The organism is Glutamicibacter sp. X7, assembly GCF_054889245.1.
Window position 1 is genome coordinate 3,417,809 of record NZ_CM142678.1, and the last position, 16,234, is coordinate 3,434,042.

Here is a 16,234-nt window from a genome sequence, read left to right on the forward strand (position 1 = left end):
CGACCCGGCGGGAACGCTGTTGCTGTGGTTAAGGCTTAGTTGGCGGTGCGCTTGAGCGCCAGATCCGCGCCGATCTGCTCGCCGAGCTTTTCGGCCGCGTCCACCACCAGTTCGGCGGCGCGGGCCATCGCCTCCTCCGGGCTGTCCACCAGATCCATGAGGGCAACGGTGGCGCGGAAGCCGGCCTTCTGCAGGGTTTCGGCATCCAGCGTGGTGCGCCCACAGATGCCGTACACCGGCACCTGGTGTGCGTCGGCCATCTCGGACACGCCGATGGGGGTTTTACCCTCTAACGACTGGCTATCGAGGCTGCCTTCGCCGGTGATCACCGCGTCGGCCCCCTGCAGGGCCTGTTCCAGACCGGTGAATTCGAGGACGACGTCGATGCCGCGGCGGCGCGTGGCACCGAGCACGGCCATGGCCGCGTACCCCATGCCGCCGGCGGCGCCGGCACCGGGGTTATTCCGGTAGCTGTTTTCCAACTGGGCCTCGACCTGATCGGCAAAGTGCCCCAGGGCCGCGTCGAGCTGGGCGACCTGCTGTTCGTCGGCACCCTTCTGCGGGCCGAAGACATGGGCCGCACCGTTCGCGCCGGTCAACGGGTTATCCACGTCGGCGGCAAGGAGCACGGTGGTGTCACGCAGGCGCGCATCCAGTTTGGACAGATCCACGGTGGACAGGTGCTCGAGCACCCCGCCGCCACCGGGTAGTTCGTCTCCGGAGGCGTCGCGGAAGCTGGCACCCAAGGCCTGCAACATTCCGGCACCGGCGTCGGTGGTGGCCGAACCGCCGACCCCGAGCACGATCTGGGTGGCCCCGGCATCCAGCGCATCCTTGATGAGTTCGCCGGTGCCGTAGCTCGTGGCGGTCAGCGGAGCCTTGCGCCCCTCGGGCAGCACATCCAGCCCGGAGGCCGCGGCCATTTCGATGACGGCCACGCCGTCCTTGAGCGCGTAGCTGGCCTCTAGCGGCTGGCCGGTGGGTCCGGTGACGGTGACCTGGCGCGGGGTGAAACCAGCGTCCAGGGCCGCGTCGACGGTGCCTTCGCCGCCGTCGGCTACGGGTACCGCGCTGGTCTGTACGCCGGGGATGGAGCGCTCAAGCCCGGTGGCGACGGCCTGGGCCACCTGCGCGCCGGTCAGGGTGCCCTTGAACTTGTCCGAGGCAATGACGATCTTCATCGGCTCTTACGCTCCTTGAGATGCAAAAAAGTTTCGGTAGATGTGAACGCTGCCGCGCCCGCTCCCAGTATTGTCGGAAACGCGGCGCGGCAGCGTGATGTTACGTAACAGGTTAGGCGTTGACCTTCTCGCCGATGTTCAACGGCACCAGTGCGGTCGGTGCGTCGGCCGGGCTCAGGGCCAGGTCCTCGAACTCGTTGACGGCGTCCAGCTGGGCGCCCATGGCGATGTTGGTGACGCGCTCGAGGATGACCTCGACAACCACCGGCACCTGATGCTCGGCGGCCAAGCGACCGGCCTCGGCGAAGCCCTCGGCCAGCTTGGCCGGGTCTTCGACGCGCACGGCCTTGCAGCCCAGACCCTCGGCGACCTTGACGTGGTCCACGCCGTAGCCGTTGGTCTCCGGGGAGTTGATGTTATCGAAGGCCAGCGAGACGTGGTAATCCATCTCGAAGGGGCGCTGCGACTGACGAATCAGGCCCAGGTAGGAGTTGTTGACCACCACGTGGATGTACGGCAGTTTGAACTGCGCGCCCACGGCGAGCTCCTCGATCATGAACTGGAAGTCGTAGTCACCGGAGAGGGCCACCACCGTCTCGCCCGGCTTACCGCGCACCACGCCCAGGGCGGCCGGTCCGGTCCAGCCCAGCGGGCCGGCCTGTCCGGCGTTGATCCACTTGCGAGGGCCGAAGACGTGCAGCATCTGCGCGCCGGCGATCTGCGAGAGCCCGATGGTGGACACGTAGGTGGTGTCCTCGCCGAAGGCCGCGTTCATTTCCTGGTACACGCGCTGCGGCTTGATCGGCACATTGTCGAAGTTGGTCTTGCGGTGGTTGGTACCCTTGCGGGCGGTCGACTCGTCGGCCCAGGCCGAGTAGTCCGGCACCGACCCGGCGGCCTTGCGCTCACGCACAACCTCCAGCACGACCTCGAGGAAGGCACCGGCGTCGGAGACGATCCCCAAATCCGGGGAGAACACGCGACCGATCTGGGTGGACTCGATGTCCACGTGCACGAACTTGCGGCCGGCACGGTACACGTCCAGCCCGCCGGTGTGGCGGTTGGCCCAGCGGTTACCGATACCCAGCACGAAGTCCGAAGCCAGGAAGGTTTCGTTGCCGTACTTGGTGTGGGTCTGGATGCCCACCATACCGGCCTGCAGGCGGTGGTTATCCGGGATCGCACCCCAACCCATGAGGGTCGGCGAGACCGGGATGTTCAGCTCTTCGGCCAGCTCGACGAGCTTGTCCGAGGCGTTGGCGTTGATGATGCCACCGCCGGCGATGATGATCGGGCGCTCGTGGGCGGTGAGCAGGTCGACAACCTTCTCGGCCTGGCCACGGGTTGCGGCGGCCTTGACCACCGGCAGCGGCTCGTAGGCGTCGATGTCGAAGTCGATCTCGGCCAGCTGCACGTTGATCGGCAGGTCCAGCAGGGCCGGGCCCGGGCGACCCGAACGCATCACCTGGAAGGCCTTGGCGAAGTAGCCCGGCACCAGGCCCGGCTCCAGGATGGTGGCCGCGAACTTGGTGACCGGCTTGGCGATGGACTCGATGTCCACGGCCTGGAAGTCTTCCTTGTGCAGCACGTTGGTCGGCGCCTGGCCGGTGATGCACAGCATCGGGATGGAGTCGGCGATCGCGGCGTACAGGCCGGTGATCATGTCGGTGCCGGCCGGGCCGGAGGTGCCCAGGCAGAGGCCGATGTTGCCGGTGGCGCGGGAGTACCCGTCGGCGGCGTGCGAGGCACCCTCGACGTGGCGGTGCAGGGTGTGGTTGATTCCGCCATGCTGCTTCATCGCCGAGTACAGCGGGTTGATTGCGGCACCTGGCAGGCCGAACGCCTCGGTGGCGCCTTCCTTCTCCAGGATCAGCACGATCGCATCTACTGCGCGCATCTTTGCCATTTGAATCACAAATCCTTTGGGGTGGTACGCCCGCTTCGAGGGGGCGATGAGGTTCAGTCAGGAGGTAGAGACCTGGGGCGGGTGGGAAGAGCAAACGGTGAGCATCTGCCGCCGCACCGCTAGTGGCATCACGCAGATGAGTCACCATCGACGACGGAACCGTGAGCGTGACAGACGCTAGGTGTTAGGAACGAAGGACACCGTCTCCGGCGGTTCAGGGATCACCGGAATAAGGAGAAAGCTAATCTGTCCAGTTGCCGTCGGGTGGGGCCACGGTGCGGGTGCAGCCGTTTGCCGGTGCACCCGCCCCAGGAATTCTGTAGCCAGTCCCTTGCGGGAGAGGGAAACTTACTCGGCCTTGCCGGCGAGGCGCTGTACGCCGCGGAAGAGACCCGAGTGATCCAGTGCGCCGTCGCCGGAGGCCACGGTCGAGGTGACCAGCTGGGCCACGAGGGCACCGAGCGGGAGCACCACGCCAGCTTCGCGGGCGGCGGAGGTCACGATGCCCATGTCCTTGTTGTGCAAGGCCAGGCGGAAGCCCGGGGCAAATTCGCGGTCCAGGATCTTCTGGGCCTTCTGGTCCAAGACCTTGGAGCCGGCCAGACCGCCGCCCAAGACCTTGATCGCCGATGCGGTGTCGACGCCGTAGGCCTCGAGGAACACCACTGCTTCGGAGAGCGCCTGAATGTTGGCGGCAACGATCAGCTGGTTCGCGGCCTTCACGGTCTGGCCGGAACCTGCCGGGCCGACCAGCACGATGGTCTTACCCACGGCGTTGAGTACGTCCTGGGCTGCATCGAAGTCTTCCTGCGCACCGCCGACCATAATCGAGAGCACGCCGTCGATGGCACCGGCTTCGCCACCGGAGACCGGTGCGTCCAGCGGGCGCAGGCCTGCGGCGCGGGCCTCTTCGGCCAGGCGGACCGAAACGTCGGGGCGGATCGAGGAGTTGTCGATCCATAGGGCGCCGGCCTTGGCGTTGGCGAAAACGCCTTCCTCGCCGGTGACCACGGCTTCAACATCCGGGGAGTCCGGGACCATGGTGATCACGACGTCGGCGTCCTTGACGGCCTCGGCGATCGAGGAGGCACCCTTGCCGCCGGCGGCGACCAGGTCGTCGATGGCCTTCTGGCTGCGGTTGAAACCGGTGACGGTGAAGCCGGCGTTGACGAGGTTCTTGGCCATCGGCAGGCCCATGATGCCAAGTCCGATGAATGCAACGTTCTGCGACATGTCTTACTCCAAAAATCTAGATGGTGCGGGTGCTTAGGCGGTGGCGGAAGTGGAGGTCAACCACTGGAAGGCGGTGGCGGCGTCCTGCTTGTATTCCAGGGCGACCTTGCCGGTGTAGCCCAGTTCGCGGGAGCGGTTGATCCAGTCGAAGAGTGGCAGCTCGCCGGTACCCGGTGCGCCGCGGCCCGGAGCGTCGGCGATCTGGATGTGGCCGAAGTCCTTGGCGTGCGCCTCGATCACGGCGGCGACATCGTCACCGTTGACGGCCATGTGGTAGAAGTCGGCCAGCAGTGCGATGTTGCTGTTGCCCTCGGCCTTCACGGCGTCGACTACCTTCAGCGCGTCGGCGGCGGTCTTCAGCGGGTAGGCCTCGGTGCCGGAGACCGGTTCGATCAGCACGGTGCCGCCGATCTTGGCCACACCCTCGGTGGCGACCAGCAGATTCTTCAGGCCCAGCTCGTCCTGTTCGGCGGCCGAGTAGTCCGGCAGACGGTTGCCGTACAGGGCGTTGAAGGAGGTGCAGCCGGTGGCTTCGCCGATGGCGGCGACCACTGCCACGTTGTCCCTGAATTCGCTGCAGCGTCCCTTCCAGGAGACCAGGCCGCGATCGCCGCCGGGCATATCGCCGGCGAAGAAGTTCAGACCGTCGAGCTGTACACCAGCGTCCTTCAGCGAGGCGATGAATTCATCGACCTGCTTGTCGGTGGGTACGGCCTCGGCGAAGGGCCACCAGAATTCCACGCTGTCGAAGCCCGCGGCCTTGGCGGCGGCGGCGCGCTCGAGGATGGGCAGCTCGGTGAGCAGGATTGAGCAGTTCAGAGTGTAGGACACTTCGGTGCCTCCTTCAGGATCGGTCGCTGATTCCACAGAGCGGAATTTATGTTTTGCTTGATGAAAACTCTAGGGGGAGGCGTGGATCACTGTCAAGCAGTAGGCAGAGAAGTTTCGAAACCCCAAGAGAATCCCCAGCCAGCGGTAACTCGCGGCTCAGCGCGTGGGTAACAATTTCCAGCCAGCGAAAAGTTTTTTACCAAAAGATCTTGCGCGAGCATCTGGTCGACCATTAAGGTTAGTGAACCCAGTGATGTGGCACACATCTCGGAGTTGTAGTACATAGCTCAGGAGCAGCCATGAACCAACCACGATCCACCGGATCACCCAAGCGCCTTGCGGGCACCGCCCGCACCCTTGCTTCGCGCAGCAATTTTTACCTCTACAGCAACACCAACGTCGAGTTCTACGCGCACTTCGGCCAGCCGGTATTCCCGTAGATTCCTTAGGTTCCCAGCCCGCGACGTCGTCGTCTCTCTGGGCGCGCTCTGCGCCATCTTTAGACCGTCGCTCCCCCATTCATCGTGGCCGTAGTGCGTCCACTTCACGTCGCCTCGACGTAACCTCGCGCATCTCATGCCACCTTTTCTAAGGAACTCGCAATGGCGCTGCCCAAAACCAGCCCTACCGATGCTCAGCCAGTGTTGCTGACCACCAACTCTTCCGGCATTGCCCCGGAAAACCCCCACAATTTGAGCGCTTCGCTCTACAACCAGGACCTGGCCCCCACCACGAGGTCCGGCCGCACCTGGAACGCCTACAGCATCTTCACGCTCTGGGCCAACGACGTGCACTCGCTGGGTAACTACGCCTTCGCCATCGGGCTCTTTGCCTTGGGCATGAGCGGATGGCAGATCCTCTCCGCACTGGGCATCGGTGCCCTGCTACTCTTCGTGCTGCTGAACCTCTCCGGATTCATGGGCGAGAAGACCGGCGTCCCCTTCCCGGTGATGAGCCGCATCGCCTTCGGCATCAACGGCGCACAGATTCCCGCACTGCTCCGCGGCGCCGTAGCCATCGCCTGGTTCGGCATCCAGACCTATCTGGCCTCTCAGGTGCTCAGCGTGATGATCATTGCCGTAGCACCGGGCGCCGCGACGCTGCAGGAAACCAGCTTCCTGGGCCTGAATCTGCTGGGCTGGATCTGCTTCGTGGTCCTATGGATCATTCAGTTGATCATCGTCAGCTACGGCATGGAGATGATCCGCAAGTACGAGGCCTTCGCCGGCCCGATCATCTTGGTCACCTTCCTGGCCCTAGCCATCTGGATGCTCTTCGAATCCGGTTTCAACATCTCGCTGAGCACCGGCGAAACCAAGTCCGGGCTGGATATGTGGATCGCCATCTTCGGCGCAGCGGCCCTCTGGGTCTCCATCTACGGCACCTTCGTGCTGAACTTCTGCGACTTCACCCGCGGTGCGGCCACCAAGAACTCGATCGTACGCGGTAACTTCTTCGGCATCCCGCTGAATATGCTCTTCTTCGGCGCCATCGTCGTGGTGCTGACCGGCACCCAGTTCTCCATCAACGGCACCGTGATCGCCTCGCCCTCGGATGTGGTCGCCTCGGTACCGAACACCTTCGCCCTGTTGCTGGCCTCCGGCGCCCTGCTGGTGCTGACCATCGCGGTGAACCTGATGGCCAACTTCGTGGCCCCGACCTACGCCTTGACCAACCTCTTCCCGAAGCACCTCGACTTCCGCAAGGCCGCGCTGATTTCCGGCGTGATCGGGCTGGTCATCCTGCCGTGGAACCTGTACAACTCGCCGCAGATCATCAACTACTTCCTCGGTGGTCTCGGCGCTCTGCTCGGCCCACTGTTCGGCATCATCATGGCCGACTACTGGATCATCCGCCGCGCGCGGGTGAACGTGATGGACCTGTACCGCTCCACCCCGGAGGGCACCTACTACTTCACCCGCGGTGTGAACTACCGCGCGGTCACCGCCCTGGCGATCAGCTCCGTAGTGGCCCTGCTGCTGGCCTTCCTGCCCGCGCTTCACGTGGTCGGCCCCTTCGCCTGGTTCCTTGGATCCGGCGCGGGCGCCATCGCCTACCTGCTGCTGGCCAAGCGGCCGGTGGATCTGGCCGACATCGACGGCGAAGCCATCGCCGTGGCACCGAAGCACTAGTCCGATCCTGGCAGGAAGAACCCCATGCGTATTCTCATTCTCAACGTCAACACCACCGCCTCGATGACCCAGGCCATCGGCGACTCCGCCCGTCAGGTCGCCTCCCCGGGCACCGAGATTGTCGAACTGACCCCGGACTTCGGTGCGGACTCCTGTGAAGGCAATTTCGAAAGCTACCTCGCGGCGTTGGCCGTCATGGACAAGGTCAGCAACTACCCCGAGCCCTTCGACGCCGTGATCCAAGCCGGCTACGGCGAACACGGGCGCGAGGGTTTGCAGGAACTGCTCGATGTCCCGGTCGTGGACATCACCGAGGCCGCAGCCTCCACGGCCCAATTCCTCGGACACAAGTACTCGGTGGTCACCACCCTGGATCGCACCGTGCCGCTGATCGAGGACCGGCTCAAGCTGGCCGGGCTCACCGACCGTCTCGCGTCGGTACGCGCCAGCGGGCTGGGTGTCCTCGAGCTTGAATCCGAGCCCGAGCGCGCCGTGCAGGCCATCGTGGAGCAGTCGCGCAAGGCCGTGCTCGAGGACAAGGCCGAGGTGATCTGCCTTGGTTGCGGCGGCATGGCCGAACTTGAAGAGCAGGTGCGTCTGGCCACCGGCGTGCCGATCGTCGATGGAGTGCGCGCCGCGGTCACCATCGCCGAGTCGCTCGTGCGGATGCGGTTGAGCACCTCCAAGGTGCGCACCTACGCCACCCCGCGCCCGAAGCAGATCACCGGTTGGCCGATCACCGCGGTTCCGGTCGTCGCCCGCTAAGGCAAACACGCTCAAGGGTCCGTCACCACGTTTAGCTGTGGTGGCGGACCCTTGCGCATATGTGCGGCACGTGGCACCGCTCCGGCACGCTTAATCCGCGGGCGTGCGCCGGATTCCCCCGAGTGTCTGCAGCAACAGCGGCAGCAGCACCAGCCCCGCCACCAGCGTGAGCGTGGCAAAGGAGGTCCCTGCCATCAGTGGACCGGACGCGAGCGCAGCGCCCGCGGCACACAGATTGGACAGCGCATCCACACCGCCCTGCGCCGAGGCGCGCGAGTGATCCGAGACCACGGTGGAAAACAGTGCCGAACCGGCAACGTTGACAAAGGACCAGCCCAGACCGAGGAGGATCAAGCTGCCCATAATCCAGCGCATATCCTGCGGCCACAGCCCACCGGCTAAGAGCGCCCCGGCAAAGAAGACCAAGCCGATTCCTATCGCGAACCGGTGCCCGATACGGTCGGCGATGAATCCGACCACGGGCGAGAGCGCATACATGCCCAGAATGTGCAGCGAGATGGTCAGCCCGACAAGGGTGACAGAGCCCCCGTGATGCGTGATGTGCACCGGGGTCATCGTCATCACCGAGACCATCACGATCTGTGCGCTGAGGATCGCCACAACCGCATACCGGGCCCGCCGATTGACGCGCAGTTCCTCGGCGATGCGGCCGAAACCGCCCCGAGCAGGTCGTGGGGCCGCGGGCGAGGTGGCGTCGTCGCGCTGCAGAATCAGCAAGGGGTCCGGTCGTAGCCAGATGAAAATCAGGACACCGGCCAACGCCATGCACAGACCGGCAATCAGGAAGGCTCCGGCGTAGACATTCAGTCCGGTCAGCGTTCCAAGCCACTGCCCGGGTATCCCGAGGTTCGGGCCAAGCACCATGCCGATGGTGCCCACCCAGACGACCAGCGCTAGACTCCGGCCCTTATGTGCGCTCTGCGCCAGGTCGGTGGCGGCGAAACGGGCCTGGAGGCTGATGGCCGAGCCCGACCCGATGAGTAGTAGGCCGAGGAACAACAGGGCCACCACGTTGTACTGGGCGGCCGGTACGAGTAGCAACCCACCGAGCGCGGCGAGCCACCAGCCACTGGTCAGTGCCACGCGGCGTCCGAAGCGCGCCGCGAGATTACCCAAGGGCACTCCGAACAGGGCCGCACCGAGCGTGCTGGCGGTTCGTGCCAGCCCCGCCCAGACTTCGCTGGAGGTGACTTCTTCGGCGAGCAGGATACCGATCGAGGGGGCGACGCCCACCCCGACGGTGCCGATCACCTGCGTGATCGCCAGTATCCACAGGGTCTTTCGTTGGATTCGGTCGCGTTCGTCGCCGCGGCCCGCCATAGCTGACAGCACGCCACCTGCTTGCTGTTCCTCTTGCCCGGCCATCTGCCCGCCTTTCACTGCCCCACGGCGGCTCTTGTTGGCCAAGCCGCCCGGATCTTCAGTGTAAAGCATCTGGGATTCATCTTGTATCCCAGATGCACGCAAGCGTCGCTAGCTGAACATTGAAGTGATTTAGTGCCTTGGATTCAGCTCGCTGCGCCGCTATCGGACATGTGCAACTGAAGGCGCTCGGCAAAGCCCTGAGCGTCGCGATTCGCCATCAATTCCACGAGCGCTTTGTGCTCGGCAATGATCTCCGCGCAGCGGCTTTGCAACATGTCCCCGGTGGAAAACAGCGCGAAACGGTGCCGGTCGGCCAGCCGGTCATAGAGTTCGAGCCGAATTCCGTTGCCGCTTACCTCGACGAATCGGCGATGGAAGGCGATGGTGAGGTTAACGAATTGCCGAAGGTCCCCTTGGGCAAAAGCTTCCTGTTGCGCTTCAATCGACGCCAGCTGCCGCTGCGCCATGCGCTGGCATTCGGCCTCCGGGGCATCGGCCACGGAGGTGCTCTCAAGTAGCCAGCGCGTATTGGCCAGCTCGGCGATTTGCCGCTCACTCAGACCCTTGACCAGCGCGCCACGCTTCGGGAAGATTTCGATCCATCCCTCTTGCTGCAAACGTCCCAGAGCGAGGCGCACCGGGGTGCGACTAAGACTGAACTCCTTGGCCAGCGAGGCCTCGCCGATCATGGTTCCCGGAGCGTAGGTACCCTCCAGCACGCCGTCGCGGATCAACAGGTACGCACGTTCAGATGCGCTCAGTTCCTCGATGTCCGTCACGTGGAGTTTCCCCTCGTTCGCCGTTCAAGGCGCGGTGATTCCACGCCTTGAACTACAGTACGTGAGTTCCCGAACGACTAATACAACGTGGGCCTTAACGAGCGTCCTTGGCACCTCGAAGCGCACCGGCGACCCGACCTGCCAACTAAGCCCAGGCCACTTCCATGGGGGTGTCCCCGTCGATGAAGTTGGCGGTCTGACGAATCAGCAGATCCTCGCCGAGCACCAGCGCAATGGCCTCGGCCACGTTCTCACGCGAGGTTGCCGAACTTTGCGGATCCGCCCCGTCAATCCTGCCGAAGGCATCGGCCACGCGCACCTTAGACGTGCCCGGCTCCAGGGTCAGCGCTCCGGGACCAAGGATCGTGTAGTCCAAAGCGGAGTCGCGTAGCACCTCGTCGGCCTCGTACTTTGCCTTGGCATAGGAGTAGAAGGAATGCGAAGGCTCGAGACGCTCGGCATCAACCAATGCGCTCAGATAGGAAACCATCACAAAGCGCTGCACGCCGCTTTGCTGCGCGGCCCGCATGGCCCGGGTTGCGGCCTCATAGTCCACCGCGTTGGTGCGTAGCGGGTTACCGCCACCGGCGCCTGCCGAGAACACGATGGCTTGGGCGCCGGCGAAAACTGCGGCCAGCTCATCGACGCCGGCCTGCTCGATGTCCAAAAGCACGGGTTTCGCACCCGCCCGCTCGACGTCGGCCGCGTGCTCCGGGTTGCGGATCAGCGACTCGACGGCAAATCCGCGGGCGCTTAGTTTCGGTGCGGCCAACAGGGCAACTTTTCCGTGCCCGCCAAGAATAACTACTCGTGGTGATGCGCTCATATTTCTCTCCCTCTTCGCTCGTCCTTGGCACAACCGACACCGGGCGCCAGACATTCCCGCCGGGCTAAACCATGGGATTCGGCACATCACCTCACCATGCCGCGTCGACACAATTAGGTTACTTTTTCTCGCCGTATTTCGACATATTCTCGGCGCGATTCCGCGGATTCATGAGGATGATGCGATGAATAAGGGAAATTAACCCTATCTAAAGTGAGGTATCTAACAAGACAATGGTTTAGCTTAATTTGAACAGCTAAGGCTAAGCTAATTTTCAGATCACCCAATCCGGCACCTATTCAGGGTGCCCAACTCGAAGGAAAACATGGCCTCCATGAAGCTTCGCGCTGCAGCGCTGCTGGGCGTCGCTGCCCTGTCCCTGACCGCCTGCGGTTCCACCACCGCCGCCCCGGCCGAATCCTCCACGCCGGCCGCCGAAAGCACGGTGACCTTCACCGACAACAACGGTGAGCACACCGTTAAGACGCCTTTCAGCTCGGTAGTGGCCACCGATAACCGCACCTTTGAGACTCTGGAGAGCTGGGGCGTGAAGCTTTCGGCCGCCGCCGTCGCATTGATGCCGGACACCATCGGCTACACCAAGGACAAGTCGATCGTCGATCTGGGTAACCACCGCGAACCAAATCTGGAAGCCGTCGTCGCCGTCAAGCCGGACCTGATCATCAACGGCCAGCGCTTCGCCGACTACGCCGACGATTTCGCCAAGCTGGCCCCGGAGGCCACCGTGGTGAACCTCGACCCGGCCGACGACAAGCCACTGGATGAGGAACTCAAGCGCCAGACCACCGTACTGGGCGAAATCTTCGGCAAGCAGGCCGAAGCCAAGAAGCTCAACGAAGAGTTCGATGCCTCCATCCAACGCGTGAAGGACGCCTACAACAAGGACGAGAAGGTCATGGCCCTGATCACCTCGGGTGGCGAGATCAACTACTCGGCTCCGGGCGCCGGACGCACCCTCGGTCCGGTCTTCGACATCCTCGGCCTGACCCCGGCCCTAGAGGTCGAAGGCGCCTCCACCGACCACCAGGGCGATGACATCTCCGTCGAGCAGATCGCTAAGTCCAACCCGGACTGGATGCTGGTCATGGACCGTGACGCCGCCATCGCCGCCGACGAGCAGGGTTACAAGCCCGGCGCCGAACTGCTGAAGAACTCCGAGGCGCTGGCCAACGTCACCGCCGCCAAGGAAAACAACGTCGTGGTCATGCCCAACGACACCTACACCAACGAGGGCATCCAGACCTACACCGAATTCTTCAACGAATTCGCCGACGCGCTGGAAGCCAAGTAACCATCAGCGTCGCGACGCGACCCTAGCAGTGGCGCAAACCGTTCGGAACGGTTTGCGCCGCTGTGCCGTATCCACCACACTTCATTTCACGGCGGCACCATGACACGCATTCCAACGGAGGCCAAGCCCAAGGGCCGGCTCTTCGAACCCAAGCTCCTGCTGGGCATTCTGGGGGTAGCCGCCCTGCTGGCGCTCTCCCTGTTCACCGGGGTCTACGACATTTTTGGCGCCGCGGACGGTGCCGAAATGTTCGCCATCACCCGCATCCCGCGCACCATCGCACTCGTCCTGGCCGGGGCCGCCATGGCCATGAGCGGGCTGGTCATGCAGTTACTGACGCAGAACCGGTTCGTCGAGCCCACCACCACCGGCACCACCGAATGGGCCGGACTCGGCCTGCTTGCGGTGATGATCATCGCCCCCAGCGCCGGACTACTGACCAAGATGACCGTGGCCATCGCCTTCGCCTTCATCGGCACCATGGTCTTCTTCTTGTTCCTGCGCCGGGTCTCGCTCAAGGCGTCGCTGACCGTACCCATCGTGGGGATCATGCTCGGTGCTGTCGTCGGGGCCTTCTCCACCTTCCTCGCGTTAACCACCGATATGCTGCAGTCCCTGGGGATCTGGTTCGCCGGATCCTTCACCTCGGTCATTCGCGGACAGTACGAGGTGCTGTGGATCGTCGCGCTGGTGGGCCTGGCCGTGTTCTTTGTCGCCGACCGATTCACGGTCGCCGGCCTGGGTGAGGAAATCGCCACCAACGTGGGCCTGAACTACCGACGCGTCATGTTGCTCGGCACCGGGCTGATCGCCATCGCCACCGGTGTGGTCACCGTGGTGATTGGCAACCTGCCCTTCCTAGGGCTCATCGTGCCGAACATCGTCTCGATGGTGCGCGGCGATGACCTGCGCAGCAACCTGCCCTGGGTGTGTCTGCTGGGCATTGCGATCACCACCGTCTGCGACCTCGTGGGACGCACCATCATCCGGCCCTTCGAAGTTCCGGTCTCGCTCATCCTCGGGGTGGTCGGCGCCGCGGTGTTCATCATCCTCCTGTTGAGGCAGCGTAAACATGGCTAATCTACTGACTCGCCCGTTGGCCCCCGCGCCGAGCCCGCGGATTCACCGCGGCTCCGGGGCACTACCCCAAGGGCGCACCCGCACCCGCTACTGGGTGGTGTTCGGCATCCTGCTAGTACTCGCCGTGGGCTTCGGTTTCGGCTTGCTCGCGTGGGACAACCCCATGCCGCTGGGAACCGAAGGCTTCTGGCTGATCGCCAATATGCGCGCGAACAGCCTGTTGACCATGGCAATTGTGGCCTTCTGCCAGGCGGTGGCGACGGTGAGTTTTCAGACGGTCACCAATAACCGCATCATCACCCCATCGATTATGGGCTTCGAATCCCTCTACATCGCGGTGCAGACCGGGGCGGTATTCTTCCTCGGCGCCGCCGGTGTCAGCGCGGTGCAGGGACTCTGGCAGTTCTCGGCCCAGGTGGCCATCATGGTGCTACTTGCCTGCCTACTCTACGGCTGGCTGCTCTCCGGCAAGCTGGGCAACATCCAGATCATGTTGCTCATCGGCATCATCCTCGGCGCCGGACTCGGGTCCATCTCGACCTTCATGCAACGGCTCTTAACCCCCAGTGAATTCGACATTCTCACCGCGCGACTCTTCGGCTCCATGTCTAACGCCGATATGAGCTACATGCCGGTGGCGATTCCGCTGGTGGTACTCGCCGGCACGGCACTCATCGCTAGTTCCAAGCGACTGAACGTCGTTGCACTGGGACGCGACACCACCATGAACCTGGGCATTAACCACCGCGGCGAGGTGATGCGCACGCTGTTCTTCGTCTCGATCCTGATGGCCGTGTCCACCGCGCTGGTCGGGCCGATGACCTTCCTCGGCTTCTTGGTGGCCACGTTGGCCTACCAGCTGGCCGATACCTACGATCACCGCTACATCTTCCCGGTCGCCTTCCTGACCGGGTTCGTGGTGCTCGCCGGGGCCTACTTCGTCATGAAGAACATCTTCTACGCCCAAGGCGTGGTCGGCATCATCATCGAAGCGGTCGGTGGCATCACATTCCTGATCTTTATCCTCCGAAAGGGACGCCTGTGATTACCCTCAACGCAGTACACAAAAGCTACAGCTCCGAGGTGTCCATCGGCCCGGTCACCCTACAGATCCCCACCGGGGGCATCACCGCGCTGGTAGGCCCAAATGGGGCGGGCAAATCCACCATGCTCACCATGGTCGGGCGGTTGCTGGGCATCGACGCCGGTAGCATCGAAGTGGCCGGTTACGACGTGTCCTCCACCTCCTCGAAGGACCTGGCGAAAATCGTCTCGATTCTGCGCCAGGAAAACCACTTCGTCACCCGCCTCACGGTGCGCCAACTCGTCGGCTTCGGCCGGTTCCCCTACTCCAAGGGGCGACTGACCACCGCCGACGAGGAGATCATCTCGCGGTCCATCGACTTCCTCGACCTCGGCGCACTCGAACACCGCTACCTGGACCAACTCTCCGGCGGGCAACGCCAACGCGCCTATGTGGCCATGGTGCTGGCCCAAGACACCGAACACGTGCTGCTCGACGAGCCGCTGAACAACTTGGACATGAAGCATTCGGTGCTGATGATGCAGCATCTGAAGCGTGCAGCCACCGAGTTGGGACGCACCATCGTGATCGTGCTGCACGACATCAACTTCGCCGGTCACTACGCCGACTACATTTGCGCCATGAAGCACGGCCAGGTGGTGGAGTTCGGGTCTCCGGCGGACATCATGCGCGACGAGGTACTCACCGGTGTCTTCGACACCCCGGTGCGGGTAGTTGAGGGCCCGGCCGGTCCGCTGGCGGTCTACTACTAGCCGACCTCCGGGGCGCGCCGGCGGCGCAGCAAACCGTCAAGACCGATGCGGTCGGCGGCGTGTGGGAAAATCAGCAAGAGCACACCCAGTGCCGCCATCAGCGGGTAACTGGCGGTGAGCTGGTCACTGGACCAGTACATCAGCAGCGTACCCAACGCCCCGGCCAGCACCAGCACGGTCCCCAACCCCAGAATCAGCAGCACCCCCAGCCCGGCCTCAAGCCACGGAATCAGCACCCCGAACAGGCCCGCCAGCGGCTCGATCACTTCGGCGGCGAACCACTTCATCGGCGCCGGGGTGCGGCTATTACCGGTCACCGAGTCGACCACCAACAACATATCGGCGGCACCGAACCCGGCGCGGAACTTAATCAGCGCCTCGGCGATCCACAAACCGCCCAGCACCACCCGGGCGATGGTCAGCGGCCACGCCGCCCATCGCGCGGCCGCCGACAGCCGACTCATGACAAGCTCGCCGCCCCGTACACCGTCTTGGCCTTATCGCAGTGGATCACGACGGTGTTGTACATGCCGGCCTGCATCTCATCGAGCGCAAACTCCTGCATGGCCTGGTCATACTGCACCTTGCCGAGCTCCATCCCGGCTTCCACATCGGCTTCGGTGCTGCCATTGGTCAGGTAAACGTGCAGATCCGGGGCCTCATCCGAGGCAAAGTCTTTCAAGATCAATTTCGAACCGCTTAGTTCGACGGTGCCGGTGACCATCTTGCCGCCAACTCCCTCAAACATGCCGGTTGAGGCCATCGGCTCCATCGAGTCCATCGATTCAGTTGGCGACATTGAATCCATCGGTTCCATGGAATCCATCGACTCGCTTGGCGCCATCGAATCCATCGATTCGCTCGGGGCCATGGATTCGCTAGGCGCACTGCCGGAATCCGCCCCACAGGCGGCCAGACTCAACGATAGGGTCAGCCCGGCGCCCAATGCCAAGGCCTTCGTAAGGGTACGCATGATGTGCTCCTCGTAATGTGCTGTAGCTCTCCG

The 16,234-nt window shown here is 63.8% G+C and carries 16 protein-coding genes; 7 read left to right on the plus strand and 9 right to left on the minus strand.

Features of this window, described 5'->3' with window-relative positions:
• Positions 1–35: 35 nt before the first annotated feature.
• The 4 genes from ACYU0X_RS16200 to ACYU0X_RS16215 form a co-directional block, all read right to left on the minus strand.
• Entirely contained in the window at positions 36–1,181 is a 1,146-nt protein-coding gene (locus ACYU0X_RS16200; protein WP_461901702.1) for a glycerate kinase, read from the minus strand.
• 112 nt (positions 1,182–1,293) lie between these two features.
• The gene (gene gcl / locus ACYU0X_RS16205; protein WP_461901703.1) at positions 1,294–3,087 is read right to left on the minus strand and encodes a glyoxylate carboligase; all 1,794 of its coding nucleotides are present in this window, start codon (positions 3,085–3,087) and stop codon (positions 1,294–1,296) included.
• A 348-nt stretch (positions 3,088–3,435) separates the two neighbouring features.
• Positions 3,436–4,320: a 2-hydroxy-3-oxopropionate reductase gene (locus ACYU0X_RS16210; protein ID WP_461901704.1), complete on the minus strand. Its 885-nt coding sequence runs from the start codon at positions 4,318–4,320 to the stop codon at positions 3,436–3,438.
• Positions 4,321–4,353: 33 nt separating this feature from the next.
• Positions 4,354–5,151, minus strand: coding sequence for a hydroxypyruvate isomerase family protein (locus ACYU0X_RS16215; protein WP_461901705.1), 798 nt, complete (start codon positions 5,149–5,151; stop codon positions 4,354–4,356).
• 299 nt (positions 5,152–5,450) lie between these two features.
• On the opposite strand from ACYU0X_RS16215, the gene ACYU0X_RS16220 reads away from it, so the two are divergent.
• The 3 genes from ACYU0X_RS16220 (at position 5,451) to ACYU0X_RS16230 (ending at position 8,048) form a co-directional block, all read left to right on the plus strand.
• Positions 5,451–5,591, plus strand: a complete 141-nt coding sequence (locus ACYU0X_RS16220) for a hypothetical protein (protein ID WP_418907798.1) — start codon at positions 5,451–5,453, stop codon at positions 5,589–5,591.
• A 162-nt stretch (positions 5,592–5,753) separates the two neighbouring features.
• Positions 5,754–7,283, plus strand: coding sequence for an NCS1 family nucleobase:cation symporter-1 (locus ACYU0X_RS16225; protein ID WP_418907799.1), 1,530 nt, complete (start codon positions 5,754–5,756; stop codon positions 7,281–7,283).
• A 24-nt stretch (positions 7,284–7,307) separates the two neighbouring features.
• A complete protein-coding gene (locus ACYU0X_RS16230) occupies positions 7,308–8,048 on the plus strand; it encodes an aspartate/glutamate racemase family protein (RefSeq protein WP_418907800.1) in 741 nt (246 codons plus the stop codon).
• 90 nt (positions 8,049–8,138) lie between these two features.
• Here the strand turns inward: ACYU0X_RS16230 and ACYU0X_RS16235 are convergent, their stop codons facing one another.
• From ACYU0X_RS16235 to ACYU0X_RS16245, 3 genes are all read right to left on the minus strand, one after another.
• Positions 8,139–9,503, minus strand: coding sequence for an MFS transporter (locus ACYU0X_RS16235; RefSeq protein ID WP_418907801.1), 1,365 nt, complete (start codon positions 9,501–9,503; stop codon positions 8,139–8,141).
• Between the two features lie 74 nt (positions 9,504–9,577).
• Complete coding sequence (locus ACYU0X_RS16240; protein ID WP_418907802.1) at positions 9,578–10,213, minus strand: GntR family transcriptional regulator; 636 nt, start codon at positions 10,211–10,213, stop codon at positions 9,578–9,580.
• A 145-nt stretch (positions 10,214–10,358) separates the two neighbouring features.
• Positions 10,359–11,039 (minus strand): SDR family oxidoreductase, encoded by a 681-nt coding sequence (locus tag ACYU0X_RS16245; RefSeq protein WP_418907803.1) that lies wholly within the window; start codon positions 11,037–11,039, stop codon positions 10,359–10,361.
• 325 nt (positions 11,040–11,364) lie between these two features.
• Between ACYU0X_RS16245 and ACYU0X_RS16250 the strand changes: the two genes are divergently transcribed.
• From ACYU0X_RS16250 to ACYU0X_RS16265, 4 genes are all read left to right on the plus strand, one after another.
• Entirely contained in the window at positions 11,365–12,351 is a 987-nt protein-coding gene (locus tag ACYU0X_RS16250) for a siderophore ABC transporter substrate-binding protein (protein ID WP_461901706.1), read from the plus strand.
• A 99-nt stretch (positions 12,352–12,450) separates the two neighbouring features.
• Entirely contained in the window at positions 12,451–13,431 is a 981-nt protein-coding gene (locus ACYU0X_RS16255; protein WP_418907805.1) for an ABC transporter permease, read from the plus strand.
• Positions 13,424–14,476 carry an iron chelate uptake ABC transporter family permease subunit gene (locus tag ACYU0X_RS16260; protein ID WP_461901707.1) on the plus strand — a complete coding sequence of 351 codons (1,053 nt, stop codon included), beginning with the start codon at positions 13,424–13,426 and terminating at the stop codon, positions 14,474–14,476. The genes ACYU0X_RS16255 and ACYU0X_RS16260 overlap by 8 nt, the downstream gene beginning before the upstream one ends.
• The gene (locus tag ACYU0X_RS16265) at positions 14,473–15,228 is read left to right on the plus strand and encodes an iron ABC transporter ATP-binding protein (RefSeq protein ID WP_418907807.1); all 756 of its coding nucleotides are present in this window, start codon (positions 14,473–14,475) and stop codon (positions 15,226–15,228) included. The genes ACYU0X_RS16260 and ACYU0X_RS16265 overlap by 4 nt, the downstream gene beginning before the upstream one ends.
• Here ACYU0X_RS16265 and ACYU0X_RS16270 read toward each other — a convergent pair.
• Together ACYU0X_RS16270 and ACYU0X_RS16275 are read right to left on the minus strand one after the other, a co-directional pair.
• Entirely contained in the window at positions 15,225–15,692 is a 468-nt protein-coding gene (locus ACYU0X_RS16270) for a hypothetical protein (RefSeq protein WP_461901708.1), read from the minus strand. The genes ACYU0X_RS16265 and ACYU0X_RS16270 overlap by 4 nt on opposite strands.
• Positions 15,689–16,201, minus strand: coding sequence for a DM13 domain-containing protein (locus ACYU0X_RS16275; protein ID WP_418907809.1), 513 nt, complete (start codon positions 16,199–16,201; stop codon positions 15,689–15,691). Before ACYU0X_RS16275 ends, ACYU0X_RS16270 begins: the two co-directional genes overlap by 4 nt.
• Positions 16,202–16,234: the final 33 nt, after the last annotated feature.

Bases quoted from the DNA above. Each gene is read 5' to 3' on its own strand.
- ACYU0X_RS16255 (WP_418907805.1), top strand. From the start codon at position 12,451: ATGACACGCATTCCAACGGAGGCCAAGCCCAAGGGCCGGCTCTTCGAA.
- ACYU0X_RS16275 (WP_418907809.1), bottom strand. From the start codon at position 16,201: ATGCGTACCCTTACGAAGGCCTTGGCATTGGGCGCCGGGCTGACCCTA.
- ACYU0X_RS16220 (WP_418907798.1), top strand. From the start codon at position 5,451: ATGAACCAACCACGATCCACCGGATCACCCAAGCGCCTTGCGGGCACC.
- ACYU0X_RS16270 (WP_461901708.1), bottom strand. From the start codon at position 15,692: ATGAGTCGGCTGTCGGCGGCCGCGCGATGGGCGGCGTGGCCGCTGACC.
- ACYU0X_RS16250 (WP_461901706.1), top strand. From the start codon at position 11,365: ATGGCCTCCATGAAGCTTCGCGCTGCAGCGCTGCTGGGCGTCGCTGCC.
- gcl (WP_461901703.1), bottom strand. From the start codon at position 3,087: ATGGCAAAGATGCGCGCAGTAGATGCGATCGTGCTGATCCTGGAGAAG.
- ACYU0X_RS16210 (WP_461901704.1), bottom strand. From the start codon at position 4,320: ATGTCGCAGAACGTTGCATTCATCGGACTTGGCATCATGGGCCTGCCG.
- ACYU0X_RS16225 (WP_418907799.1), top strand. From the start codon at position 5,754: ATGGCGCTGCCCAAAACCAGCCCTACCGATGCTCAGCCAGTGTTGCTG.
- ACYU0X_RS16260 (WP_461901707.1), top strand. From the start codon at position 13,424: ATGGCTAATCTACTGACTCGCCCGTTGGCCCCCGCGCCGAGCCCGCGG.
- ACYU0X_RS16200 (WP_461901702.1), bottom strand. From the start codon at position 1,181: ATGAAGATCGTCATTGCCTCGGACAAGTTCAAGGGCACCCTGACCGGC.
- ACYU0X_RS16245 (WP_418907803.1), bottom strand. From the start codon at position 11,039: ATGAGCGCATCACCACGAGTAGTTATTCTTGGCGGGCACGGAAAAGTT.
- ACYU0X_RS16235 (WP_418907801.1), bottom strand. From the start codon at position 9,503: ATGCTTTACACTGAAGATCCGGGCGGCTTGGCCAACAAGAGCCGCCGT.
- ACYU0X_RS16230 (WP_418907800.1), top strand. From the start codon at position 7,308: ATGCGTATTCTCATTCTCAACGTCAACACCACCGCCTCGATGACCCAG.